This window comes from Pseudomonas sp. AM14(2022) (genome assembly GCF_036346455.1).
In the GTDB taxonomy this organism is placed as follows: Bacteria; Pseudomonadota; Gammaproteobacteria; order Pseudomonadales; family Pseudomonadaceae; genus Aquipseudomonas; species Aquipseudomonas putida_A.
In genome coordinates this window covers 63,411-88,146 of sequence record NZ_JAOTNY010000015.1, presented here as the reverse complement: position 1 = coordinate 88,146, position 24,736 = coordinate 63,411, and the positions used below count along the sequence as shown (strand labels likewise).

General features: G+C 61.5%; 23 protein-coding genes. 12 read left to right on the top strand and 11 right to left on the bottom strand.

The features are described from left to right. Positions 1 to 34: 34 nt before the first annotated feature. On the bottom strand, positions 35 to 1,552 hold the full coding sequence (locus V3W27_RS24170; protein WP_330207729.1) for an MDR family MFS transporter: 1,518 nt from the start codon (positions 1,550 to 1,552) through the stop codon (positions 35 to 37). Between the two features lie 79 nt (positions 1,553 to 1,631). Further along, positions 1,632 to 2,825: a 4-hydroxybenzoate 3-monooxygenase gene (gene pobA, locus V3W27_RS24165; protein ID WP_330207728.1), complete on the bottom strand. Its 1,194-nt coding sequence runs from the start codon at positions 2,823 to 2,825 to the stop codon at positions 1,632 to 1,634. A gap of 177 nt (positions 2,826 to 3,002) precedes the next feature. On the opposite strand from pobA, the gene V3W27_RS24160 reads away from it, so the two are divergent. After that, positions 3,003 to 3,887: a helix-turn-helix domain-containing protein gene (locus tag V3W27_RS24160; protein ID WP_247268006.1), complete on the top strand. Its 885-nt coding sequence runs from the start codon at positions 3,003 to 3,005 to the stop codon at positions 3,885 to 3,887. A 136-nt stretch (positions 3,888 to 4,023) separates the two neighbouring features. On the opposite strand, the gene V3W27_RS24155 is transcribed toward V3W27_RS24160, so the two are convergent. Next, positions 4,024 to 4,200: a hypothetical protein gene (locus tag V3W27_RS24155; protein ID WP_007964044.1), complete on the bottom strand. Its 177-nt coding sequence runs from the start codon at positions 4,198 to 4,200 to the stop codon at positions 4,024 to 4,026. A 201-nt stretch (positions 4,201 to 4,401) separates the two neighbouring features. Then, the gene (locus V3W27_RS24150) at positions 4,402 to 5,307 is read right to left on the bottom strand and encodes a LysR family transcriptional regulator (RefSeq protein WP_330207727.1); all 906 of its coding nucleotides are present in this window, start codon (positions 5,305 to 5,307) and stop codon (positions 4,402 to 4,404) included. 114 nt (positions 5,308 to 5,421) lie between these two features. On the opposite strand from V3W27_RS24150, the gene V3W27_RS24145 reads away from it, so the two are divergent. Both V3W27_RS24145 and V3W27_RS24140 read left to right on the top strand, forming a co-directional pair. After that, a complete protein-coding gene (locus tag V3W27_RS24145) occupies positions 5,422 to 6,300 on the top strand; it encodes an MBL fold metallo-hydrolase (protein WP_330207726.1) in 879 nt (292 codons plus the stop codon). Positions 6,301 to 6,345: 45 nt separating this feature from the next. Then, positions 6,346 to 6,960, top strand: a complete 615-nt coding sequence (locus tag V3W27_RS24140) for an NAD(P)-dependent oxidoreductase (RefSeq protein ID WP_330207725.1) — start codon at positions 6,346 to 6,348, stop codon at positions 6,958 to 6,960. Between the two features lie 123 nt (positions 6,961 to 7,083). On the opposite strand, the gene V3W27_RS24135 is transcribed toward V3W27_RS24140, so the two are convergent. Then, the gene (locus V3W27_RS24135) at positions 7,084 to 7,965 is read right to left on the bottom strand and encodes a LysR substrate-binding domain-containing protein (protein WP_027612487.1); all 882 of its coding nucleotides are present in this window, start codon (positions 7,963 to 7,965) and stop codon (positions 7,084 to 7,086) included. Positions 7,966 to 8,193: 228 nt separating this feature from the next. Between V3W27_RS24135 and V3W27_RS24130 the strand changes: the two genes are divergently transcribed. From V3W27_RS24130 to V3W27_RS24105, 6 genes are all read left to right on the top strand, one after another. Beyond that, a complete protein-coding gene (locus V3W27_RS24130; protein ID WP_330207724.1) occupies positions 8,194 to 9,831 on the top strand; it encodes a 5-guanidino-2-oxopentanoate decarboxylase in 1,638 nt (545 codons plus the stop codon). Further along, a complete protein-coding gene (locus V3W27_RS24125; RefSeq protein WP_097086001.1) occupies positions 9,828 to 11,279 on the top strand; it encodes an aldehyde dehydrogenase family protein in 1,452 nt (483 codons plus the stop codon). Before V3W27_RS24130 ends, V3W27_RS24125 begins: the two co-directional genes overlap by 4 nt. Positions 11,280 to 11,496: 217 nt before the next feature. After that, entirely contained in the window at positions 11,497 to 12,600 is a 1,104-nt protein-coding gene (locus tag V3W27_RS24120) for an ABC transporter substrate-binding protein (RefSeq protein ID WP_027612490.1), read from the top strand. 181 nt (positions 12,601 to 12,781) lie between these two features. Then, positions 12,782 to 13,690 (top strand): ABC transporter permease, encoded by a 909-nt coding sequence (locus V3W27_RS24115; RefSeq protein WP_025111659.1) that lies wholly within the window; start codon positions 12,782 to 12,784, stop codon positions 13,688 to 13,690. Continuing rightward, positions 13,687 to 14,535 (top strand): ABC transporter permease, encoded by an 849-nt coding sequence (locus tag V3W27_RS24110; protein WP_095668437.1) that lies wholly within the window; start codon positions 13,687 to 13,689, stop codon positions 14,533 to 14,535. Before V3W27_RS24115 ends, V3W27_RS24110 begins: the two co-directional genes overlap by 4 nt. 13 nt (positions 14,536 to 14,548) lie before the next feature. Further along, entirely contained in the window at positions 14,549 to 15,604 is a 1,056-nt protein-coding gene (locus tag V3W27_RS24105; protein WP_330207723.1) for an ABC transporter ATP-binding protein, read from the top strand. Between the two features lie 125 nt (positions 15,605 to 15,729). Here the strand turns inward: V3W27_RS24105 and V3W27_RS24100 are convergent, their stop codons facing one another. Further along, positions 15,730 to 16,659, bottom strand: a complete 930-nt coding sequence (locus V3W27_RS24100) for an AraC family transcriptional regulator (protein ID WP_027612494.1) — start codon at positions 16,657 to 16,659, stop codon at positions 15,730 to 15,732. Positions 16,660 to 16,997: 338 nt separating this feature from the next. On the opposite strand from V3W27_RS24100, the gene V3W27_RS24095 reads away from it, so the two are divergent. Continuing rightward, positions 16,998 to 17,351, top strand: a complete 354-nt coding sequence (locus tag V3W27_RS24095; RefSeq protein WP_095136993.1) for an antibiotic biosynthesis monooxygenase family protein — start codon at positions 16,998 to 17,000, stop codon at positions 17,349 to 17,351. 43 nt (positions 17,352 to 17,394) lie between these two features. Then, a complete protein-coding gene (locus V3W27_RS24090) occupies positions 17,395 to 17,637 on the top strand; it encodes a hypothetical protein (RefSeq protein WP_007965872.1) in 243 nt (80 codons plus the stop codon). A gap of 6 nt (positions 17,638 to 17,643) precedes the next feature. Here the strand turns inward: V3W27_RS24090 and V3W27_RS24085 are convergent, their stop codons facing one another. Beyond that, positions 17,644 to 18,273 (bottom strand): flavin reductase family protein, encoded by a 630-nt coding sequence (locus V3W27_RS24085; RefSeq protein ID WP_330207722.1) that lies wholly within the window; start codon positions 18,271 to 18,273, stop codon positions 17,644 to 17,646. 244 nt (positions 18,274 to 18,517) lie between these two features. Continuing rightward, positions 18,518 to 18,751 (bottom strand): hypothetical protein, encoded by a 234-nt coding sequence (locus tag V3W27_RS24080; protein WP_247267997.1) that lies wholly within the window; start codon positions 18,749 to 18,751, stop codon positions 18,518 to 18,520. Positions 18,752 to 19,094: 343 nt separating this feature from the next. Between V3W27_RS24080 and V3W27_RS24075 the strand changes: the two genes are divergently transcribed. Next, the gene (locus tag V3W27_RS24075; protein WP_247267996.1) at positions 19,095 to 19,850 is read left to right on the top strand and encodes a COG4705 family protein; all 756 of its coding nucleotides are present in this window, start codon (positions 19,095 to 19,097) and stop codon (positions 19,848 to 19,850) included. A 130-nt stretch (positions 19,851 to 19,980) separates the two neighbouring features. Here the strand turns inward: V3W27_RS24075 and V3W27_RS24070 are convergent, their stop codons facing one another. From V3W27_RS24070 to V3W27_RS24060, 3 genes are all read right to left on the bottom strand, one after another. Next, positions 19,981 to 21,300, bottom strand: a complete 1,320-nt coding sequence (locus tag V3W27_RS24070; RefSeq protein WP_007965880.1) for an MFS transporter — start codon at positions 21,298 to 21,300, stop codon at positions 19,981 to 19,983. Between the two features lie 321 nt (positions 21,301 to 21,621). After that, on the bottom strand, positions 21,622 to 22,953 hold the full coding sequence (locus V3W27_RS24065) for a sigma-54-dependent transcriptional regulator (RefSeq protein WP_330207721.1): 1,332 nt from the start codon (positions 22,951 to 22,953) through the stop codon (positions 21,622 to 21,624). After that, positions 22,953 to 24,713: an ATP-binding protein gene (locus V3W27_RS24060; RefSeq protein ID WP_330207720.1), complete on the bottom strand. Its 1,761-nt coding sequence runs from the start codon at positions 24,711 to 24,713 to the stop codon at positions 22,953 to 22,955. The genes V3W27_RS24065 and V3W27_RS24060 overlap by 1 nt, the downstream gene beginning before the upstream one ends. Positions 24,714 to 24,736 lie beyond the last annotated feature (23 nt).

Here is a 24,736-nt window from a genome sequence, read left to right as displayed (position 1 = left end):
AAGCCCCCTCCCACAGGGTTTTAAGGTGTTGCTGTTATTCGGCGCCGTGCTCGCGCCCGCGCAGCAACTTGTTCGGCATCGCAATTGCCGCTGCCAGCCCCAGCAATGACACCGCGGTACTCACCCACAGCAGATGCCGGAACGTCACCGAAAGCTCGGCGCGCAAGGCGTTCTGCGCATCGCCCGGCGCGGCGTTCAAACCGTCGAGCAGCACATTGCCCGAATGCCCCTCGCTGATCAGCGAGTTGCTCGCCAGGTGGGCAAAACTCGAATCCTGCAACAACGCCAGCAACAGCGCCGACATCAACGCCACACCCACTGCGCCGCCCAGCGAACGGAACAGATTGGTGGTGCTGGTGGCGACGCCGATGTCGCGTTGCTCCACCGAGTTCTGCGTACCCACCAGTGAAGTCGGGAAGTGCATGCCGCCGGCAATCCCGCTGAGCAGCATGAACAGGCTGCTGACCAGCGTCGCATCGGGTGGGCTGAACGCCATGCCGAGAATCGAGATCGGCATCAGCAGCGCGCCGGTCAGAATCTGTGGTTTGTAGCGACCGGTCACCGAAGTACGGCGTCCGGCGAAATAAGCGCCAATCGGCAGGCCCATCGCCAGCGGCAGCAAGTGCAACGCCGCCGCGTCGGCCCCGGCGCCGGTAACGCTCTGGAAGCGCAGCGGCATCAACACGATCAGCGAGATTGCCTGAAAACTGGTGAAGAAAATCGTGCACCAGCACAGCAACGCGTTGCGGTTGGTGAACAAGTGCATCGGCAGCAGCGGCTCACGCGCCCGGCGTTCATGCCACACGAACACCGCCAGCACCAGCACCGCGCAGGCGAACAAACCGAGCACTTCACTGCTGCGCCACGAATGACCCTGACCGACTTGGGTGATGGCCAGCAGCAGGGCGGTCAAACCGATGATCATCAACAGCGTGCCGAGGTAGTCGATGATCGGTTTGCGCTGCGGAATCGGCAGCCCGCGCAGATTGCGATTGGCAACCCACCAGGCGCCCAGTCCCAGTGGCAGATTGATCAGGAACACCCAGCGCCACGACAGGTATTCGGTCATGTAGCCGCCGAGCACTGGCCCGGCGACGCTGGCCACCGCGTACATGCTGCTGAAGTAACCCTGATAACGCCCGCGTTCGCGCGGCGGGACGATGTCGCCGATGATTGCCTGACTGACCGAAATCATCCCGCCGGCACCGATGCCCTGGAGAATCCGCGCCAGCACCAGTTGTTCCATGCTTTGCGCCATGCCGCAGAACAGCGAGGCGAGGGTGAACAGGCCCATGCCGAACAGCATCAGTTTGCGTCGCCCGTACAAATCGCCGAGTTTGCCGTAGATCGGCACGGCCACGGTCATTGCCACCATGTACCCGGAAATCACCCAGGCCAGCAGGCTGACGTCCTTGAACTGTGCGGAGATGGCGGGCATCGAGACGGCGACGATGGTCTGGTCCAGCGCGCCGAGAAAAATCGCCATCATCAACGCGACCAGCACGCTGCGAATGGCCGGTTTGGGCGTTTCAGGGTGATTGAGATTGGTCACGGGCGAGCCTGCGGGCAGTGATGGACCCGCACGGCCATTGCGCGCGGGTGGATGCTCGCCAGTGTAAGTCGATAGCAGGCTATTCGATAGCCTCGTACGGAAGTCCGACGTAATTTTCTGCAATGGTTTTTCGACCGGCTTCTGAACTGACAAAGTAGTCCAGTTCCGAGGCGCTTATGCGCTGGCTGAAATCATCATGCTCGTCGAAGCGATGCAGCATCGAGGTCATCCACCAGGAGAAACGTTCGGCTTTCCATACCCGGCGCAGGCAGATTTCCGAGTATTTCTCCAGCAGATCTGTGCGCCCTTCGCGATAAACCTTCAGCAGAATGTTGAACAGCGTACTGACATCGCTGGCGGCCAGATTCAAGCCCTTTGCGCCGGTGGGCGGCACAATGTGCGCGGCATCGCCGAGCAGAAACATCCGTCCGTACTGCATCGGCTCGACGACAAAACTGCGCAGCGGCGCGATGCTTTTTTCAATCGACGGGCCAGTCACCAGTTTCTCGGCAAGCGCGGCGGGCAGACGGGTTTTCAGCTCAGCCCAAAAGCGCTCGTCGGACCAGTCGGCGACGTTTTCCTCGGCCGGCACTTGCAGGTAATAACGGGTGCGGGTGGCCGAACGCATGCTACACAGGGCGAAGCCACGTTCATGGCGGGCATAGACCAGCTCTTCGTGCACCGGCGGGGTGTCGGCGAGAATCCCCAGCCAGCCGAACGGATAGACCCGTTCGAAGATCTTCAGGCAGTCCTCGGGAATCGACTGCCGGGCCACGCCATGAAAGCCGTCGCAACCGGCGATGTAATCGCAATCGACGCGCCAGGTTTCGCCGTCCTTTTCGAAGGTGACAAACGCCTCGTCGCTTTTCATGCCGTGAGGAACGACATCGCTCACTTCATAAAACGACAGTGCGCCAGCCTCCCGACGAGCGGCCATCAGGTCGCGCGTGACTTCGGTCTGACCGTAGACCATGACGGTTTTGCCGCCGGTCAAACCCTGCAGATCGATGTGGGCCAGACGCCCATCCAGTGCCAGATCGAAGCCGGCGTGCACCAGCCCTTCGGCATCCATGCGCGCGCCTACGCCGGCCTGGCGCAACAGCTCTACCATGCCTTGTTCAAGCACGCCGGCGCGAATTCGTCCGAGGACATAGCCGGGTGTCTGGCGTTCGAGAATCAGGGTGTCGATGCCGGCGTTGTGCAGCAACTGACCGAGGAGCAATCCGGACGGACCGGCGCCAATGATGGCGACTTGGGTTTTCAGGGTTTTCATTGTTTTTATGACTCGCAAGCTTCACGCGACAGAAGGCGGTGAATGATTTTTATGGATCGAGTGCTTGCATTTTTCCCTTGCGGGTCTGTCAATTGAAGGTGAAAACTGAGCCGATACCTGTACATTCTGCCAATCGGTGCGATTATCGCCCGCAACTTCGAGGCCTGGATTGAAGTGATGAACAAGCCTGCCCTGCCTTCGATTCCGGTGTTCAAGCTCTACGGTGAAAGCCTGGACTGGCCGACCCCTGACTTGCTGCACTGTGAAACCATTTCCAAACGCAGCCGCGAACATCAATGGGAAATCAAACCCCACCGCCACGCCGATTTGTGCCAGTTGCTCTTCGTCTTCAAAGGTCAGGCAGAGCTTGAAATCGAAGGTCAACGCACGCAACTCAACCAACCCGCGATTCAAGTCCTGCCACCGTTGTCGGTGCATGGCTTTCGCTTTTCCGAGGACGTCGAAGGATTCGTCGTCACCCTCGCCAATCCGCTGATCAATCACCTGCAGGCGCAACTGGGCAGTTCGGTGCACGCACTGGCCCAGGCCGAGCACTACCCGGCGGGCAAGGATGCGGAGTACCTGAACAGTCTGTTTTCAGCGTTGCAGGCCGAGTACAACGGCCATCAACCCGCGCGGGAAATGCTCATGCATTCGCTGGTCAGCGTGATCATGGTCTGGGTCAGCCGTCAGGCGCTCGTGCGCCATAACGCCAGCCAGCGGCCGCAACGCCAGCGCGAATACCTCAACGGGTTCATTCAATTGGTGGAGGAGACGTACCGCCAGCATGTGAAGGTCGAAGACCTCGCCCATCGCCTGGGGATTTCGGTATCACACCTCAACGGCACCTGCCGCGAACTGGCTGGGCAGCCGGCGCTGCAGATCATGCACGAACGCCAGTTGCTGGAAGCCAAACGTTTGCTGACCTACACCAGCATGACCATTTACGAGATGTCGGAGTTGTTGGGGTTTTCCGATCCGACCAACTTCACGCGCCTGTTCCGGCGCCGGGTGGGCATTTCGCCAAAGGCGTTTCGTGACCGGCTGAAGGCCGATCAGTGATCCTGTAAACCTGGCGATATCCTGTGGGAGGGGGCTTGCTCCCGAATGCGGTGTGCCATTCAGCATTGATGCACACTGAGACACCGCTTTCGGGAGCAAGCCCCCTCCCACAGGATTGCAGGCCAGCTCAGATCATTCAGCGCAGCGCATTAAGCGTCGCATTGTGCGGAATACAGCGCTCGAAATTGCAGCTGGCGTATTCGCGCGGCAGTTGTCGCAGTTGCTCGACCCGCCAGGCCGCGGTGCCGTACAGCGCCAGCGTGGCGGCGCAGGTGATGAAAATCGCGAAGTACCTTCTTGTTCTGATGTTCATGGCGTAGACCTCTGAACGCATACCCTGCGGTATTACTTTCAGCATAGGTCAGCGGCATAGAGTTGCCAGCCACAAACCCGGCCTATGTGACATCCCCCCTGTGGGAGCGGGCTTGCTCGCGAAGGCGTGGTGTCAGTCGATGACGATCCAGACTGATACACCGCCTTCGCGAGCAAGCCCGCTCCCACAGGGGCATCGGATTTACAGGCCCATATCCCATTCGGGATTTTCCGGGAATCGTTCGACGAGAAAATCCAGCATGCTGCGCAACGCCGCCGGCATGTGCTTGCGTGAGGCGTACACCGCGTAGATGTTCATCTGCCGCGGCTCGGCATCCGGCAGCAGGCGCACCAGTTCACCGGCATGCACATGCACCCCGGCCTGATAGGTCGGCAGCATCGCCACGCCCGCACCGGCCAGCGTCGCGCGCAACAACGTGCTGGCCTCGTTGGCGCTGATGTTGCCCTGCACCGGCACCGACACGGGCTCGCCGTCCTCCTCGAAATGCCACAGGCTCTTGCCGAAGTAGGAGTGGGTCAGGCAGTTGTGTCGGCTCAGGTCCTCGACCCGTTGCGGTGGCGGGTTGTCGCGCAAATAAGTCGGTGCGGCGCAGACCACCGAGCGGCACACGGTCAGGCGCCGGGCGATCAGGTTCGGATCGAGGTCATTGCTGGTGCGGATCGCCAGATCGATGCGCTCATCCACCAGATTCACCGTGCGGTCGAGCATCTGCAGATCGATGCTGACCCCGGGGTAACGTTTGACGTACGCCGCCATCGCATCGGCCAGTTGCGCCTGGCCGAACGAGGTACTGACGCTGATACGCAGCAATCCTCGCGGTGCATCGTGTGGTTCACTGACTGCCGCCTGCATGTCGGTCGAGAGTTCGAGCATCTGCCGACAGCGCGGCAGGATTTCGCTGCCGGCGGCAGTCAGGCTCAATTTGCGTGTGGTGCGGTGCATCAGTCGCGCGCCGACCCAGTCTTCCAGCTCCGCCAGATAACGCGACACCACTGGCCGTGACAGGTCCAGATGATCGGCCGCCGCCGACTGGCTGCCCAGATCGACCACTGTGACAAACACGCGCATTGCTTGAAGACGATCCATGATTTGCCCGCTTTCAGAAACAAACTATGTCCAAGCATCGCATTTTTTGTACCGAGTCAGGCAACTAAGCTCTGTCCCATCGCCAAACACGGCATTCGGATCACGGAGCAACAGATGATCGGCTTCACTACCCTCAAGCGCGTTTTGCTGGCCACCGCCACCCTCGGTTTCGCGGCCCACGCCGCTGCCGCCAACCTGTCCCTGGATGTCTACAACCCGGGCACCCACGCGATTTTCCCGGTGACTTCGGTGCTGGTCAGCGGCGAGAAAGACGCGATTCTGGTCGATGCACAATTCGGCAAGGCTCAGGCCGAGCAGGTGGTGGAGAAGATCCGCGCCAGCGGCAAGCACCTGACCACCATTTACATCAGCCACGGTGACCCGGATTACTACTTCGGCCTCGACACCCTGACCCAGGCTTTCCCCGACGCCGAAGTGCTGGCCTCGCAGCCGACCGTGGATCACATCAACAAAACCGTCGCCGGCAAACTCGCCTTCTGGGGTCCGAAAATGGGCGCCGACGTACCGGCCAAAACCATCGTGCCGGGCGTGCTCAAGGGCGACAGCCTGATGCTCGAAGGACAGAAATTGCAGGTGGTCGGTCTTGAAGGCAAACAACCGGATCGCAGCTTCGTGTGGATTCCGTCGCTCAAGGCCGTGGTCGGTGGCGTTGTGGTCGCCGAGAATATTCATGTGTGGATGGCCGATACCCAGACCGCGCAATCCCACGCCGACTGGCTGCAAACCCTGCACTCGATCGAAACCCTGAAGCCGAAAACCGTGGTGCCGGGTCACTACCTGGGCGAGAGCAGCCGCTCGCTGGCCAGCGTGAAATTCACCGCCGACTACATTAAGGCTTTCGACGAAGAAACCGCCAAGGCCAAGGATTCCGCCGCACTGATCAAGGCCATGCACAAGCGCTACCCGAAACTCGGCGAAGAAAGCTCGCTGGAACTGAGCGCCAAAGTCGCCAAGGGCGAGATAAAGTGGTAACCCGATTCTGAAAACGCAGCACTCTCAAGCCAACTGGAGAATGTCATGAGCAAGATCGCAATCATTGGTGCCACCGGCCGTGCCGGTAGCCAACTGCTGGAAGAAGCCCTGCGTCGCGGGCATAGCGTCACTGCCATCGCCCGTGATACCTCGAAGATCGGCGCGCGTGCCGGTGTGGTCAGCAAGAATGTCGATGTGCTGGATTCGGCGGCGCTGCAAGCCGCAGTGGCCGGTCACGACGTGGTGATCAGCGCTGCGCATTTCGCCACGGTACCGGCCAGTGCCGTGGTCGGCCCGGTGAAGCAGGCGGGTGTGAAGCGTCTGCTGGTGGTTGGCGGTGCCGGTTCGCTGTTGCTGCCGGACGAAACCCGAGTGATCGACAGCGCCGGTTTCCCCGCTGAGTACAAAACCGAGGCCAGCGCTGGCGCGGCGTTTCTTGATGCCTTGCGTCAGGAGAAGGATCTGGACTGGACTTTCCTCTCGCCATCGGCAGAGTTCGTCGAAGGTGAGCGCACCGGCACCTTCCGCGTTGGCAAGGATCATTTGCTGTTCAGTGCTGAAGGTCGCAGCTGGATCACCTTCGCCGATTACGCAATTGCGCTGATTGACGAAGTGGAAACGCCGAAGCATTCGCGTCAGCGGTTTACCGTCGGGTATTAAGCAACGACGCAGACCCAATGTGGGAGCGGGCTTGCTCGCGAATGCAGTGTGTCAGTCACTTAAAATGTCGCTGACACTCCGCTTTCGCGAGCAAGCCCGCTCCCACAGGGGGATCTGTGTACTTCAGCGGGTATGCGCCTGCTCCACCAGCCAGATCATCAACTCCTCCAGCTGCGGCGACGCTTCCCCGCCCTGCGGCATCACCACGTAGTAGCCCAGCCCCGTCTTCACCTTCAGATCAAACGGCATCACCAGCCGCCCCGCGCGCAGGTCATCGCCGATCAGCGACCAGTCGCCAATCGCCACCCCCGTCCCATGCGACGCCATCGACATCGCCTGATCCAGCGTCTCGAAATGCTGCCCCATGTTGACGTTGCTCAACTGCAATTCGGCGGCGGTCAGCCACACCGTCCAGTCCTGGGTATCGCGGGTCGGGTGCAGCAGCAGATGCTGTTGCAGGTCGGCCGGTTCGCTCAGCGCCGGTGGGCCTTTCAATAAAGCTGGCGAGCAGACCGGTGTCAGCTGTTCATCAAACAGATGCAGCGCGGTCGAGGAGTTGTCCGGCGGCGTGCCGTAGATCACCGCCGCATCGAATTGCTCGCGCTGAAAGTCGACGCCATGGGCCAGTGTAGTGGTCAGTTTGACCGGCACGTCCGGGCGTTCCTTTTGCCATTGCAGCAGGCGCGGCACCAGCCAGCGCATCACGCAGCTGGGCGCCTTGAGTTGCAGGGTTTGCCGCTTGCGACCGATCTGCTCGGTGGCCTCGCTGATCAGGCCGAAGATCTTTTCCACCCGTGGCAGCCATTCACGTCCTTCGGCGGTCAGCTCCAGGCCTCGGGCCAGACGGATGAACAACTCATACCCCAGATGAGCTTCCAGCCCGGCAATCTGCCGGCTCACCGCGCCCTGAGTGATGTGCAACTGCTCGGCCGCCCGGGTGAAGTTGCAGCACTGCGCAGTAATCAGAAACGTGTGCAGGGCGGGCAGGGGAGGCAGTCGTTTCATGTGGATCCAAGGTATGACGTGAGGACATGGCTAGTATGACTTTTAATCGATTGTTGCCGCTACCTGCCGCCCGTTCAATGAGCCCATTCCACGGTCTCTTGTGGGAGCGGGCTTGCTCGCGAATGCGGTGTGTCATCCCCATTGATGTTGGCTGACACACCGCCTTCGCGAGCAAGCCCGCTCCCACCAGGAGCTCGGTGTCTCAAACGAACAAGAAGGGCAATCGACATGGCGACGTGTGGCGAAGTACTGGTCAAGTTACTCGAGGATTACGGGGTCGAGCAGGTGTTCGGCATTCCCGGGGTGCACACCGTGGAACTGTATCGCGGGCTGGCCCGTTCGAGCATCAACCACGTCACTCCACGGCACGAGCAGGGCGCCGGATTCATGGCTGACGGCTATGCGCGCACCAGCGGCAAACCGGGTGTGTGCTTCATTATTACCGGCCCAGGCATGACCAACATCACCACCGCGATGGGCCAGGCCTACGCCGACTCGATCCCGATGCTGGTGATCTCCAGCGTGCAGACCCGCAGCCAGTTGGGTGGCGGTCGCGGCAAACTCCATGAGTTGCCGAACCAGAGCGCGCTGGTCGGTGGCGTCGCTGCGTTCTCCCACACCCTGATGTCGGCGGCGGAATTGCCCGGCGTGCTGGCCCGTGCTTTCGCACTGTTTCAGGCCGGGCGTCCGCGTCCGGTGCACATCGAGATTCCGCTGGATGTTTTGGTAGAAGAGGCTGATGAGCTGCTCGCCAGCGTTCCGGTGCACATCGACCGCGCCGGGGCTGCACCGGCTGCAGTACGGCGCATGGCTGAGTTGCTGGCCGGCGCTCGGCGTCCGCTGATTCTCGCCGGTGGCGGTGCCATTGATGCCGCCGCCGAACTGACTGAGCTGGCCGAGCTGCTCGACGCCCCGGTGGCGCTGACCATCAACGCCAAAGGCATGTTGCCCTCCAGCCATCCGCTGCTGATCGGCTCGACGCAAAGCCTGGTCGCCACTCGCGCACTGGTGGCCGATGCCGACGTGGTGCTGGCGATCGGTACCGAACTGGCCGAAACCGATTACGACGTGACCTTCGCCGGCGGCTTTGAAATCCCCGGCAAGTTGCTGCGCATCGACATCGACGCCGATCAGACCGTGCGCAACTATCCGCCGCACGTGGCCTTGGTCGCCGACTCGCGCAACGCCGCACAAGGGCTGCTCGGCGCACTGTCGCAGCAGGCGCTGGCCGAGCGGCGCAATGATTGGGGTCAGGTGCGGGCAGCACGTCTGCGCGATGAGCTGGCCGCGATCTGGGATGCGCCAACCCTGGCCCAGACCCGTTTTCTGGAAACCGTGCTGCACGAGTTGCCGGACGCAGTATTCGTCGGCGACTCCACGCAACCGGTGTACACCGGCAACCTCACGTTCAACCCGGAACGTCCACGGCGCTGGTTCAACTCGTCCACCGGTTACGGCACCCTCGGTTACGCCCTGCCGGCGGCGATTGGCGCGTGGCTCGGCGGTAGCGTCGAGGACGGTGCTCGTCCGCCAGTGGTGTGCCTGATCGGCGACGGTGGCTTGCAGTTCACCCTGCCGGAACTGGCCAGCGCGGTTGAAGCGCGTACGCTGGTGATCATCCTGCTGTGGAATAACCAGGGCTACGAAGAGATCAAAAAATACATGGTCAACCGCGCCATCGAACCGGTCGGCGTCGATATCTACACCCCGGATTTCATCGGCGTCGCCAAGGCCCTGGGCTGCGCCGCCGAAGCGATCAGTTCGGTTGAACAGCTGCGCGGCGCGCTGCGTGCCGCCACCGATCGTCAGGGCCCGACCCTGATCGAAATCGACCAGACCCAGTGGATGCAGGCGGTGGCCCAATGATCAATTTCCCAACCACACTCGATGGTCTGTACATCAACGGTCAATGGTCGGCCGGACGTGAGCATCTGCGGGTGATCAACCCGGCCACCGAAGCGCTGCTGACCACGGTCAATGGCGGCGATGAACGCGCGGTTGATCTGGCCGTCAGCGCCGCCACTGAAGCGTTCAAGCGCTGGTCGAAAACCACTGGGGCCGAGCGTGGCGCGATTCTGCGCAACATCGCCAACGGCGTGCGCAACGGTCGTGACCACTTGATGAAGTTGCAGTCGAGCAACAACGGCAAACCGCAATTCGAAGCGGCGATCGATGTCGATGATGTGATCGCCACTTTCGAGTATTACGCCGAATTGGCCGAAGGCCTCGACGCACAACTCGACAGCAACGTGGCGCTGCCCAGCGATGACTTCAGCGCGCGTCTGCGTCGTGAACCGTGCGGTGTGGTCGGGCTGATCGTGCCGTGGAATTTCCCGATGGTCACCACCGCGTGGAAGCTCGCCCCGGCCTTGGCCGCCGGTTGCTGCGTGGTGCTCAAACCGTCGGAAGTCACGCCGCTGCCGGAGCTGGAACTGGCGGCGATCATTGCCGAGTCCGGCTTGCCCGACGGTGTGTTCAACCTGGTTTGCGGCACCGGTCTGGCGGTCGGTGCACCGCTGTCGGCGGACCCGCGCATCGCCAAGATTTCCTTCACCGGCAGCAATGCCGTCGGCGTGCAGGTGATGCAGCGCGCCGCCGAAACGGTGAAGGGCGTGAGCCTGGAATTGGGCGGCAAATCTTCGCTGCTGGTGCTTGAAGATGCCGATTTGGAACTGGCGGTGGAACTGGCCTGCGGCGGCGGTTTCTTCAATGCCGGGCAAATGTGTTCGGCCACCAGTCGGGTGCTGGTTGCCGATGAGCTGGCCGATGAATTTCTTGAGCGTTTGCAAAAACGCGCGCAAGCGATTCGCGTGGCCGACCCGTTCGACCCGGACGTGGAGATGGGCGCGCTGGTCAATCAGGCGCAATACCAGCGCGTGCTCGGCCACATCGACCGCGGTTTGAGTGCCGGGGCGAAGCTGGTGTGCGGCGGCAATCGTCCGGCGCATCTGCCGCGCGGCTATTTTTTGCAGCCGACGGTGTTCACCGACGTGCCCCTCGACAGTGCGTTGTGGTGTGAAGAGATTTTCGGCCCGGTGCTCTGCGTGCGCAGTTTCAGCAGCGAAGCCGAGGCGATTGCCCTGGCCAACGACAGCCAGTTCGGGCTGGTCGCCAGTGTGGTGACGCGTAACGCCGAGACCGCCGACCGCGTCGCCAACGCCCTGCAGGCGGGGCTTGTATGGCTCAACGCGCCGCAAGTGATCTTCCCGCAGACGGCGTGGGGCGGCTACAAGCAGAGCAGCATCGGTCGTGAATTGGGGCCGTGGGGCCTGGCTGCGTTTCAAGAAATCAAACACGTGATCCGGGCGCTCTGAACGCCCGAAAATGGTGAGTGCATGCCTCGCAACGAGGCATGCGTCGGTGTCATGGCTTCGATGAGTTTTTATCGATAGTCAGGTGTATTGCACGACCTCAGGATGAACCCGTCGGCAGCGCTGCAGGCCTTTTAATACAAGGCCTGCAGCGGATCCGGCCGCGCGGATGCAACGGTTGCGACCAACCTCATACTTAAAAGAACAAAGGGAGTCCTTCATGGGCGAGCATGATCTGAACAGGCGTCAATTCATTAAAACCGTGGGCGTCGCTTCGGTAGCGGCGGCGGCCCTGAGCATGCCCTTCATCCGGGCCAGCGCCAGCGACACTCGGTTCGCCGGCAAGACTCTGCGTTTGCTGACCTGGTCGGATGACACCGGCCTCGCCGCACTGCGCAACATTGCCGCCACCTTCGAGGCCAAGACCGGCGCCAAGGTCATCGCCGACCGCACCGGCAGCACCTCGGAAATGGTCGCCAAGCTCAAGGCCGGCGGTGACCGTCCGCAGTACGACATCATCACCCTGGCCGGGGTCGGCGCCGAAGGTCTGGCCGCCGCCGGACTGCTGGAAAAGCCCGACCTCAACCGGATTCCCAACCTGATCGACGTACCGGAAAAATACCGCACCGGCGCCAACGGGCACGGCATCGGTTACCTGCTGTGGTGCAACAGTCTGGTCTACAGCACCCGCACCCTCAAACAGGCACCGGACAGTTATGCCGCGCTGTGGGACGCCGATCTGGCGCCGAACATTTTCCTACCGCCGCCGAACTGGACCGAGGCCATGGACCTGATCATCATCGCCGCGAAACTGGCCGGCGGTGACGAACACAACATCGAACCGGGCTTCAAGAAACTCGCCGAGCTGAAGGATCGCGTGGTGACCCTCGGCGAAAACCCGAACCAGATCGCCGAGCTGTTCCGCACCGGTTCCCTGGACATGGGCGGCTTGTACGCCCCGGCATTCTTCCCCAAGCAGATCCGCGATCCGAACTACGGTCTCGGTGCCACGTTCGGCATGAAGGAAGGTTTCTACACTGACCTGATGCTCTCGGTGATGCCGAAGAACCGTCCGGGCGACACCGACCTGGCCTACGCCTTCATCGACCACTCTCTCGACCCGCTGGTGCAGGGCAAGATGGCCGAAGACATCTTCAACGGCCCGGTCAACGCCAAGGCGATCATCTCCGCGGAAGCGCGCAAGAGCCCGTACATCCTTACGCCGGAGCAGATTGCCGAGAAGGCGATCATGCACGACAACGCCTTCCTGGCGACCGTGCATGACCAATGGATTCGTCGCTATACGGAAATTTTTTCTTCCTGACCGAGAGCCGAGCACAGGCCCTGAGAGTGCCACAAATCAAATGTGGGAGCGGGCTTGCTCGCGAATGCAATCTGTCAGTCGACATTGTTGCTGACTGAACCACCGCTTTCGCGAGCAAGCCCGCTCCCACAGGAGATTGAGGTATTTGCGAGATTAGCTTTCCATTGACGAGATCATTGCTATGGAACATCAATCCCTGACCCAACCGGTCGGCGCCGCTGACGTGCGCCCGGCGCGTGGTATATCGCCGACCGCCCGGGCGTGGTTTTTCCTCACGCCGTCGATGCTGTTTCTCGGCGTGCTGATCGCCGCCAGCCTGCTGGTGCTGCGCATGAGCGTCGGCACTAAGGGCGCGGAATGGAGCGGGTTCAGCCTCGCCAGCTACGCGCAATTGCTCGAACCCTATTATCTCAAGTCCCTGCTGCTGACCCTGCGTCTGGCGCTGATCAGTGCAGTGATCGCGGTGCTGCTGGCGATCCCGGTGGCGTACACCATGTCACGGCTGACCTCGCCGTTCGTGCGGCGGATCTTCCTTGCCGCAGTGTTGCTGCCGCTGCTGGTCAACCTCCTGCTGCAAAGCTACGGCTGGCTGGTGATTCTTGGCCCGGGCGGGATGCTCAACCAGACGCTGATGGGCCTGGGCCTGATCAAGCGTCCGATCATGCTGCTGTACAACCAGAACGGCGTGCTGATGGGCCTGGTGCAGACCGCGTTTCCTTTGGCCGTGCTGCCGATTGCCAGCGCCATGCGTGGTGTTGCGCGTACCTACGAAGAGGCGGCGGCGACACTGGGCGCCAGTCGTTTTCAGGTGTTCCGTCAGGTGGTGTTGCCGATGAGTCTGCCGGGGATCATCACCGGGGCGACGCTGGTGTTCGCCTACAACGCCAGCAGTTTTGTCGTGCCGTTGCTGCTCGGTGGCCGCCGTGTGCCGATGCTCGCGGTGATGGTGCATGACCAGATCGCGCCGCTGATGAACTGGCCTGCCGCGTCCGCTGCCGGGGTGGTGCTGATCGTCACCACGCTGGCGATCATGACCCTGTCTGAATACATCACCGGCCGTCGTCGGCGTCTGCTGGAGGCATCGCAATGAGTACCCTGATCAACAAGCGCATGGCGCTGCTGCCCGGCGACACCGGCAAGTTCGCCGGGATCCTCTCCGGGTTCATTCTGCTGCTGGCGGTGTTGCCGATCCTGACCATGATCGTCATGTCGTTCAGCGGTGCGTCGAACCTCGACTTCCCGCCGAGCAGCTACAGCCTGCAGTGGTACAAGGCGGCCTGGCACACCTTCGTCTCGCCGGACGCCAGCGACGTGCTGAGCCTCGGCCAGGCGATGGCCACCAGCCTGCTGGTGTCGTGCCTGACCATGGTTTTTGCCACGCTGATCGCGGTGCCCGCCGCCTATGCGCTGACCCGCTGCGAGTTCCGTGGCAAAGCCGTGGCGCTGCAACTGATGTCGCTGCCGCTGGTGTTCCCGATGGTGGTGTTGGGCCTGGCCTTGCTGCTGGTGTTCGACAGCCTGCCGTTCCACCTGACCACTTCGCGGCTAGTGATTGCCCACGTGATTCTGGCGCTGCCGTTCGTGGTGAAAAACTGCACCGCCGCCATGCTCTCCATCGGCAGTGAAGTCGAAGAGGCGGCGCGGATGCTCGGCGCCTCACCGCTGCGGGCGATTGTCGACGTGGTGGTGCCGCTGATGAAGTCGGGGATTCTGGCGGGGATGCTGCTGGCGTTCATCGTCTCGTTCAACGAATTCACCGTGACCTATTTCCTCTACACCATCGACGTCATGACCGTGCCGATCTGGATGTACAGCCGCACCGTGTCATCGCTCGACCCTACCGTGTTCTCGTTTGCCGTGCTGATCGTGCTGATCGACTTCGTCCTGATCTGGGCGCTGGAGAAGCTGGTGGGCGAGGGCGGCGTTTCCTTTTGATTTGAGGTGCAACATGACTGGTCTGATTCTGGAAAACGTCGAGAAATTCTACGGCTCGGCTTGCGCGGTACAGGAGGTCAATCTGCATTTGCCGGAAGGCAAACTGGTGTGTTTTCTCGGCCCCTCGGGCTGCGGCAAAACCACCTTGCTGCGGATGATCGCCGGGCTGGAAACTCTCACCGGCGGCGAGATTCGCCTGGATGGCGAGAACATCGGCCACACCCCGGCGCACCTGCGCAACTTCGGCATGGTGTTCCAGTCGCTGGCGCTGTTCCCGCACATGACTGTCGGCGAGAACATCGCCTACCCGCTGAAACTGCGCGGCGTGAGCAAGGCCGAGCAACTGGCGCGGGTGGTGGAATTGCTGGAGTTGATCCAGTTGCAGGCGATGATCGACCGGCCGGTGGCGAAACTCTCCGGCGGGCAACGGCAGCGGGTGGCGATTGCCCGGGCCATCGCCTCGCGGCCGAAAATCCTCCTGCTCGACGAACCGCTGTCGGCGCTGGACGCCAAGCTCCGCGAGTCGATGCAGGTGGAAATCCGCCAGTTGCAACAGCGCTTGAACATCACCACGATCATGGTCACCCACGATCAGCGCGAAGCCATGACCATGGCCGACATCGTCGTGGTGCTGGGCGAGCACAAGGTGCAGCAGGTGGGCACGCCGATCGAAATCTACCGGCACCCGGCCAACGAGTTCGTCGCCGACTTCATCGGTTCGGGCAACATTTTTCCGGCCACGGCGCTGGGTGACGGCAAGGTCAGTTTGCCGGGCGGTGATGCGCTGCAAGTGCCGATCTGCAGCAGCATCGAAGCGGGGCAGAAGGTGAAGATGCTGATTCGCCCGGAGGACCTCCAACTGTCCGCGCCACAAGCCACGGCGGGCAATCGCTTGCTCGGCAAGGTGACGTTCGTGCGCGATATCGGCGCGACCATCGAGACCACGGTGGAGTGTTCCGGGGTGACGTTCACCGCGTTGAGTACGCCGTGTCAGGGGATCGGTTTGGGGATCGGGCATCCGGTGTCGGTGACGTTGCCGAGTGAGGCGTGTCGGGTGTTGGGGGCTTGATCAGGATTTGATGGTGATCTTGCCGATGCCATCGCGAGCAGGCTCACTCCTACAGGTGAACGCATTCCAACTGTAGGAGTGAGCCTGCTCGCGATAGGGCCATAAGCCTCACCGCAGATGCCGGATCAGACCGACTGCCGCAACCGCGCCAGATCCCTTAACGGCGGCGCACCAAACAAGCGGCTGTACTCGCGGCTGAACTGCGACGGGCTTTCATAGCCCACGCGATAGCCCGCCGCCGACGCTTCCAGCCCTTCGGCCAGCATCAGGCGCCGCGCTTCCTGCAGGCGCAATTGCTTCTGATATTGCAGCGGACTCATCGCGGTCATCGCCTTGAAACGGTGATGCAAGGTCGAGACGCTGAGGTTCACCTCTTTCGCCAGATCATCGATGCGCAGCGGCTGTTCGAAGTTGCCGTTGAGCCATTTGATCGCCTGGCTGATGCGATGGCTCTGGCTGTTGGCAATCGCGATTTCATACAAGCGATGGCCCTGCGGACTGCGCAGCAGGCGATAGAGAATCTCCCGGCGAATCAGTGGCGCGAGCATGGCGATGTCTTTCGGCGCATCCAGCAGTCGCGCCAGACGCAACACCGCGTCGAGCATCGCGCTGTCGATCTTTTCCACATACAGGCCGCGCCCGGTCGGTCGGGTCGGCACGCCCATCGGCCCCGCGTCGGCGATCAGTGCGGTGATTTCCGCCGGGTCGATGTCCAGGCGCACGGCGAGAATCGGATCCTCCGGCGAGACATTCACTACCCGCCCGCTGAGCGGCATCGAGACCGAGACCACCAGGTAATTCAGCGGGTCGTAATTGAAGAACTCATCCGCCAGGCGCACCTCTTTGCGGCCCTGGGCCATGATGCATAGCGCCGGTTGCGCAAGTACCGGGGCGAAGTCATGGGACTGGGTATGGCGCGACATGAACAGCGAGCCGATGGCGGTCTGATAACTGCCGTCGTCGGTGGTATTGCGGCGGATGATCGCCGCGAGTTCTGCACGCTGTTTTTCCATGTCGGCATCGGGCGGAGACTGGAAACGATCGAATGACGTCATGCACGGCATCCTCGGCAAGGAATCTGGAATGGGGCAGAGCATATGTTTGTGCAAGCGCCAGCGGTAGACACATCCTGTCAAATGCTTGCCTGATTCTGCATTGCATTGCCGGCGTGCCCAGTCATAGCAGGATGCAGGGCGGAAAACTTGCTTGAAACGCCGTATGACAGTGGTGTGACGCTGTTTTGCAGGTTGTTACGAGCTTTGTGTGCAGTCTCGCAGGATTGTGCAAGGCAGCGGCAGGAATCGACTAACGGCACCTTGCGCCCGGCCCTTAACCTTTGATCCTGTCGCAGCCCGTCCCCCGGCTGCCACGCGACTCCCTGGGAGGGTTGAACATGTCCAAGCAGATTCCCGTCAGTCATATGGCCTTCGTTCGAGCGCGCGCCGGACGCTCCGCCGAACTGGGTGTACGCCTCAGTGCCTTGATCGAACCGTCACGCAACGCCCCCGGTTGCCTGAACTTCGCCCTGCAGCATTCGCAATGCGATCCGGACCTGTGGCTGGTCTCCGGTTTCTGGAGCCATCAACAGGCAATGACCGCGTATTTCAACAGCCCGTCGATGCAGATCTTTGCCGAATTGGTTCAGGATCTGGTGGTCAACAGCCTGGATTTCCACACCTTCAAAGAAGTGTCGGCGGCGCAGGCGCTCGGACAATGCCCGGCACCGATACACAAACTCGCCGGTTGAGGGTTTAATGTCCGGCTTATTCATCTGAGCCAGGATGTGTGCCATGGCACGTAAAGAGTTTGAACACTTCGAAGCAGTCTCTGCAGTCGTCCCCGTCGAGTTGGGCGGCAACAAGGGTTACCACGCGGCAATCGCGGTCAAGGCCCTGGTCGATGGCGGTGCGCCACGCTTCCACAAACTGCTGGGTGATCAGGTGTTCCCCGGCGCCATCGCTGCCGATGAGGCTGCCATCAATGAGCTGGACCGCCTCAAGGGCGTCACTGATGACGCCGAGCTGATCTGGTAACTGCGCTTACTTGCCCGCCCCCGGGCGCCACATCTTGAACAGGGCTTCAGGCCCCAACTGGAAATAATCCGCCGGCCCGCCGCCGCGCAGAATCGGTTCTGCCGCGGCGGTGTCGTAGATCCCGTCCTTCAACAGCCATTTGGCGATATGCACCGCGACAACTTCGCCCAGCACTAGCCAGCTCGGCACGGTTTCGCCATCGGCGCGCTGCAACTGGATGATCTGCGTGACCTTGCACTCGAAGGACACCGGGCTTTCGGCTACCCGTGGTACCGCAATCACCTTCGACGCCACCGGCGTCAGCCCGGCCAATTCAAACTCGTTGACCTCAGGCGCGACCATCGCGCAGCTCTGGTTCATCTGCTCGGCCAACGGGCGAGTGGCGAGGTTCCAGGCGAACTCGCCGGTCTGCTCGATGTTGTTCAGGCTGTCTTTGCGCCCGATGCTGGAAAAACCAATGATCGGCGGAATGTAGTTGAACGCGTTGAAGAAACTGTAAGGCGCAAGATTCAGCTGGCCGTCGGCATCCTGCGAAGAAATCCAGCCGATGGGACGCGGGCCGACGATGGCGTTGAACGGATCGTGGGGCAGGCCGTGGCCGTGGGCGGGTTCGTAGAAGTGGATGTCGTCGGACATGGTGAATGAGTTCCTGAGGCTGCGTTTGGTTGCAGCCATAGTGCAAGGACGCCCCGCATATTTCCAGCCAGACGCTGATTCCTCTGTAGGAGCTGCCGCAGGCTGCGATCTTTTGATTCTGTTTTTCAAGATCAAGATCAAGATCAAAAGATCGCAGCCTGTGGCAGCTCCTACAGGGGAATTGTGTGGATTTCAGAAATGACTAAGCCCGGCCGGAGCCGGGCTGTGGAAGCGCTGCTGATAATCAGCTGATGGCTGCAGCAGTACCGGTCTTGTCGAAACCATCGGCGGCCACGGTTTTGCCGATGTTGGTTTTATCGAAACCGTCAGCGGCGTAAGTGCCCGAGTGGCTGTTTTCGATGGCAGCGGTGCCGCCGGAGATGAAGTCGGCCGATTTGGTTTTGTCCGAGCCATCGGCAGCGAAGGTGTTGGCGGCCAGTACGGACAGGGTCAGGGCGAGGATCAGTTTGGTTTTCATGTGAGTGACTCCAGATTCGTTGGCGGGTGTGTCTTGCATGGGTTTAATGCTACGCCAACTAAATTGATAAAAAAGCGCAAATAAATGCTAAAAACAATCGATTAACTTGATATTAAGGGCGGCGCATTGAATGGGCTTCCACTGTCGGGAGCGAACGCCGCGCGGGTCATCGATCAGGTAGTGGCAGGATGCCGGGGCAGCATTAATGGGGGATTAATCGCTGATTTTCGCGATATGACGGATTTTTCATCTGTTGCCGACCGGTTTTTCACCGGTGCGACGCCAGTCTGCCCACGGCCAGAAAACCAAGAACCGGCCGTCCCACACTGGAGCTTTGCTTGCGATGAACAAACTGCCTCAAATCACCCTGGCGTTCTGGGTCATGAAAATCTGCGCGACGACCCTGGGGGAAACCGCGGGGGACTTGCTGTCGATGACCCTCAACGTCGGGTACGCCCTCAGCTCGCTGATCCTGATCAGCGTATTCGTGCTGACCCTGATCAGCCAACTGATGGCCAAGACCTACAAGCCGCTGCTGTACTGGATCGTGATTCTGTCGACCAGCACCGCCGGCACCACCATGTCCGACTTCATGGACCGCACCCTTGAACTGGGCTACGCCACCGGGTCGATGATCCTGATTGCGATTCTGTTGGCGATCTTTACCGCCTGGCGCCTGAGCGGCGACTCGTTGAACGTCAGCAAGGTGCAGACCTTCCGTGGCGAGATGTTCTACTGGATGGCGATTCTGTTTTCCAACACCCTGGGCACGGCGCTCGGTGACTACCTGGCCGATGATTCGGGCCTGGGTTTTGCCGGTGGCGCGCTGCTGATCGGCTCGACCATTGCCGTGGTCGTGGCGCTCAAATACTTCACGAAGATTTCGTCGGTGCTGTTGTTCTGGGTGGCGTTCGTGCTGACCCGGCCGTTCGGTGCGACCCTGGGCGATTTGATGACCAAGCCCCATGAAAAGGGCGGTCTGGACTTCGGCACCATCGGCTCGTCGGCGGTGCTGGCGGGGATTCTGCTGGTGATGATTGTCGGCGCGTCGTATGCGCAGAAGCGTTATGGCAAGCCGCCGGTTGCCGAGTTGAGCTGATACCGAGTCGCCCCAATCGCGAGCAGGCTCACTCCTACAAAGGGCGGCGTACACCAATCAATGTAGGAGTGAGCCTGCTCGCGATGAGGCCATAACAGCCACCATCACAATGGCTGAACTGTCTCATTCCTCAGTCAGTCACGATCCGCGAGTGTTTCTGCGTGTCTTTCATGGTGATGTACACCAGCAGCGACACCGCGATGCACGCGGTCACGTACCAGTAGTAACCGGTTTCCATGCCGATGCTCTTGAACCACAGTGCGATGTATTCGGCGGTACCGCCGAAGATCGACACGGTCAAGGCGTACGGCAGGCCGACGCCCAGCGCGCGGATTTCGGTCGGGAACAGTTCGGCTTTCACCACGGCGTTGATCGAGGTGTAGCCGCTGACGATGATCAGTGCCGCCATGATCAGGAAGAACGCGCCCCACCAGGTCTGGATGGTGTGCAGGGTCATCAGGATCGGCACGGTGAAGATCGTCCCGAGTACGCCGAAAGCGATCAGGATCGGACGACGACCGATTTTATCGGACAAACCACCGATGATCGGTTGCAGGCACATGAACAGGAACAGCGTGGCGGCAGAAATGGTGGTCGAGTCGGAGATGCTCATGCCGACGGTATTCACCAGGTATTTCTGCATGTAGGTGGTGTAGGTGTAGAACGCCAGCGTACCGCCCATGGTCAGGCCGACCACGGTCAGCAGTTCTTTCGGGTGGCGCATCAAGGTGCGCATCGCGCTTTCCTTGGACTTCTCTTTCTTGGTGAACGATTCGGTTTCTTCCATGCCGCGACGCAGGTACAAGGCAACGATCGCGCACAGTGCGCCGATGGCGAACGGAATACGCCAGCCCCACGCGTACAGCTGTTCGGTGGTCAGCATGTTCTGCAGCACGATCAGCACGCCCAGCGCGATCAGCTGGCCGGAGATCAGGGTCACGTACTGGAAGCTGGAGAAGAAGCCGCGACGCTCCCTGGTCGCCATCTCCGACAGGTAGGTGGCCGAGGTGCCGTACTCGCCGCCGACTGACAGGCCTTGCAGCAAGCGCGCGAAGACCAGCAGGATCGGCGCGCCGATGCCGATGGTTTCGTAGTTGGGGCTGAGAGCGATCAGCAAGGAGCCGAAACACATCAGGTAGACCGAGGCCATCAGGGCTTTCTTGCGACCGACCTTGTCGGCGTACAGGCCCATCAGCCAGCCACCGATCGGACGCATCAGGAAGCCCACGGCGAAGATCGCGGCGGTGTTCATCAGTTGCGCGGTGGTGGAACCGGCGGGGAAGAAGGTCTTGGCGAAGTACAGCGAGAAAGCGGCGTAGACGTACCAGTCGTACCACTCGACCATGTTGCCGACCGAGCCGCTGAAGATCGATTTGATCCGGCTGGCGGTGGTTCTTTCTTTGGCGGGCGCGGCAGCCGACCCAAGGGGCAGGGCGTTGGAGTTATCCATTGAAGGATCCTTCGTTTAATTGTTTTTGTGGAGCGCGTTGGAACGCAGCCTGCTGGGGCTATAGCAGGAGCTGTGCCAACGGGGGGAGGGCCGGTTTAGAGGGGGCGGAAAGATTGAATGAGCGGAAATCCGCTTATGGCTGGATTGTGGTGAGCGGAAAATTGCTCATTCAGGCTGATGGATAAATGTTGCCTTTGCGGGCCTCTTCGCGGGCAAGCCCGCTCCCACAGTGGTCGGTGGTGTTCACACATTCTGTGTTCAGCACAAAACCCTGTGGGAGCGGGCTTGCTCGCGAAGAGGCCCGATCAAACACTGCAAAACTCAGCTGCCCGGAACAAACATCTCCCGACTCAACCCATGCCGCTGCAGCTTTTCATTGAAGGTCCGGCGCGGCAGTTGCAACTCTTCCAGCACCGCTTTCACATCGCCCTTGTGCCGGGTCAGCGCCGCGCGCAGGCACTGCGCCTCAAAGGCTTCCTGCTGCGCCGCGAGGGACTGGCCCGGATCGATGCCCTGCACCGGCTCATCCAGCCCCAGTACCTGCCGCTCGGCGACGTTCGCCAGTTCCCGCACGTTGCCCGGCCAGTCGTGGCTGAGCAGGTGACTCAATTGCGCTCCGCTCAACGGCGGGAAAGTGCGGCCCAGACGCTGGGCGGCGCTGAAGACGAACGATTCGAACAGCAGCGGAATGTCTTCGCGGCGATCGCGCAGCGGCGGCAGGCGCAGCTCGGCGACGTTCAGGCGATACGCCAGGTCTTCGCGAAAACGTCCGGCCCGGGCCTCATCCAGCAGATCAGGCTTGGTCGCGGCGACGATCCGCAGATCGACGCGAATGCTCTGGTTCGATCCCAGCCGCTCCAGCTTCTGCTCCTGCAACACCCGCAGCAATTTCACTTGCTGCGCCAGCGGCATACTTTCGATTTCATCGAGGAACAACGTGCCGCCATCGGCATATTCCAGTTTGCCGATGCGCTTGCCGGAAGCGCCGGTGAACGCGCCACTTTCATGACCGAACAGCTCGGCTTCGAACAACTGCTCGGGGATCGCCGCGCAGTTCAGCGCCACGAAGGGCTTGGCGGCGCGCGGGCCGAAATCATGCAGGCAGCGGGCGATCAGTTCCTTGCCGCTGCCGGTTTCGCCACGGATCAACACGTTGACCGGCAGCGCCGCCAGATCCAGCACCTGTCGACGCAAGGTCTGAATGCCACGGGACACGCCGAGCAGCGTCGCATCGAGTCTGGCGCGGTGGTCGGCTTGCTCGTGCAGGGCACGGTTTTCCAATACCAGTCGCCGCTTGTCGAGTGCCCGGCGCAGGCTGCCGAGCAGGGTTTCCGGGCTGAACGGCTTTTCCAGAAAGTCGTAGGCGCCGTCACGCATGGCTTCGACCGCCATCGGCACATCGCCGTGACCGGTCAGCAGTATCACCGGCAAATCGCTGTCACGGCGCTGCACTTCGGCCAACAACTGCAAACCACTGAGCCCGGGCATGCGCACATCGCTGAGGATCACCCCGGGGAAGTGCGCGGGCAGTGCAGCCAGGCAATCCTCGGCGCGGCTGAACAGCTGCACCTCGAACCCCGACAGGCTCAGCCATTGCTCCACAGCGCTGCGAATGCTGCTTTCGTCATCGACCACCATCACCGAGTTGAGCATCAGATGTGTGCCTCCAGATCGATCGGCAGGGTCAGGCTGAACACCGCGCCGGCCTCGCCATTTTCCACGCTCAGACGCCCGCCGGATTCATGCACGATGGCAAAGGATACCGCCAGCCCCAGGCCCAGACCGTCGCCCACCGGTTTGGTGGTGAAGAACGGGTCAAACACCTGGTTCAAGTGCTGTTCGGCAATCCCGCCGCCATTGTCGATCACGCTCAGGCGCCACAGTTGTTCGTCCACTTCCAGGCGAATTTCCAGGCGCTTGCACGGTTTGCCTTGCATTGCATCGAGGGCATTGCGCAGCAGATTGATCAGCACCTGTTCGAGGCGTATTGCATCACCACGCACCCAGGCCGGACGCGTCAGGTGCAGCACCAGACTGACCTGTTCGTCGCGTAGGCGCGCATCGAGCAGTTGCAGCGACTGATCGACCACGGTCGCCAGGTCCAGCCGTTCGCGCAGGCCGCTGGGGCTTTTGCGGGCGAAGGTTTTCAGGTGACCGGTGAGCGATGCCATGCGCGTGAGCATGTCGTCCACCGGTTTGAGCGCCTTGTACGCATCATCGACGCGGCCATGTTCGAGCAGCAGGCGCAGCGTCGCCAACTGCATGCGTTGCGCGGTCAGCGGCTGATTGATCTCGTGGGCCAGTGCGGCGGACATCTGCCCCAGCGCCGCGAGCTTGGCCGATTGCACCAGACCGTCCTGCGCGGTGCGCAGATCGCGGGTGCGTTCTTCGACCAGTTGTTCGAGTTCTTCGCGGTTGCGCTGACGGACTTTCGACAGGCGCCAGCGCTGATTGAGGAACAGCAGCAAAAACACCAACGCCAGCCATACACCCGCAGCGGCCAGCCCGGCGTTGCGCAAGTCTTCGAAGGCTACTTGCGGGCGGCGCAGCAGGTGCAGGGTCCAGCCTTCGGTGGCCAGCGGCAGCGATTCCCACAAGTAGTCCGCCGTTCCGTCCGGGCCTTCGACCCGGCGCAGGTCGCTGTTGTCGTCGAAGTGACGCAGGGACAAATGCGTCAGCGGGATCAGCGATTGTTTGTCGTACTGGCGCGTGCGCTTGATCTCGTCCATGTCGCGGCTGTCCAGTGGCCGCAACGAGCGATAGCGCCAGCCTGCTTGGTTGGCGATGAAGATGATCCCGCGTGCATCGCTGACCAGCAGCGTGTCGCTGCCCTGGCTCCATTCGCGCTCAAGTTCGGGAAACTCCAGCTTCACCACCATCGCCCCAAGAAACTCGGCGTTGTCACCCAGCACTGCGCTGGACAGAAAATAACCGGGAATGCCGCTGGTCACGCCCACCGCATAAAAGCGTCCGCTGCCCTGCGTGCGGGTCTGGCTGAAGTACGGCCGGAATCCGTAGTTGTGGCCGACGTAACTGCTCGGCAGGCGCCAGTTGCTGGCGGCCACCGCGAGGCCAGTGTGATCGAGCAGTTCAAGGGTCGAGGACTGCGCCGCACCGTTGATCTGCTCCAGCTTCAGATTCAGCGCGTTCTGTTGTTCCGCGCCCACCGGCCCGGCCAGCGCGCTGCGCAATTGCGGGTCCAGCGCCAGCACGGCGGGCAGGGCGCGATAGCGGTCGATCAGGGTGTGCAACGAGTTGGCATACAGCGCCAATTGCTGGCTGGCGCGAGTGGCGTCTTCCTCCAGCGCCTGACGTTCGGCGTGGCGGATGGCAAGGGTCGCGGCGATGGCGGCACCGGCAATGATCAGCAGGGTGTACAACGACAAACGCAGGTTACGGGAAGTCGGCAGCATGCTGGGCTAATGGATAAGGGGAC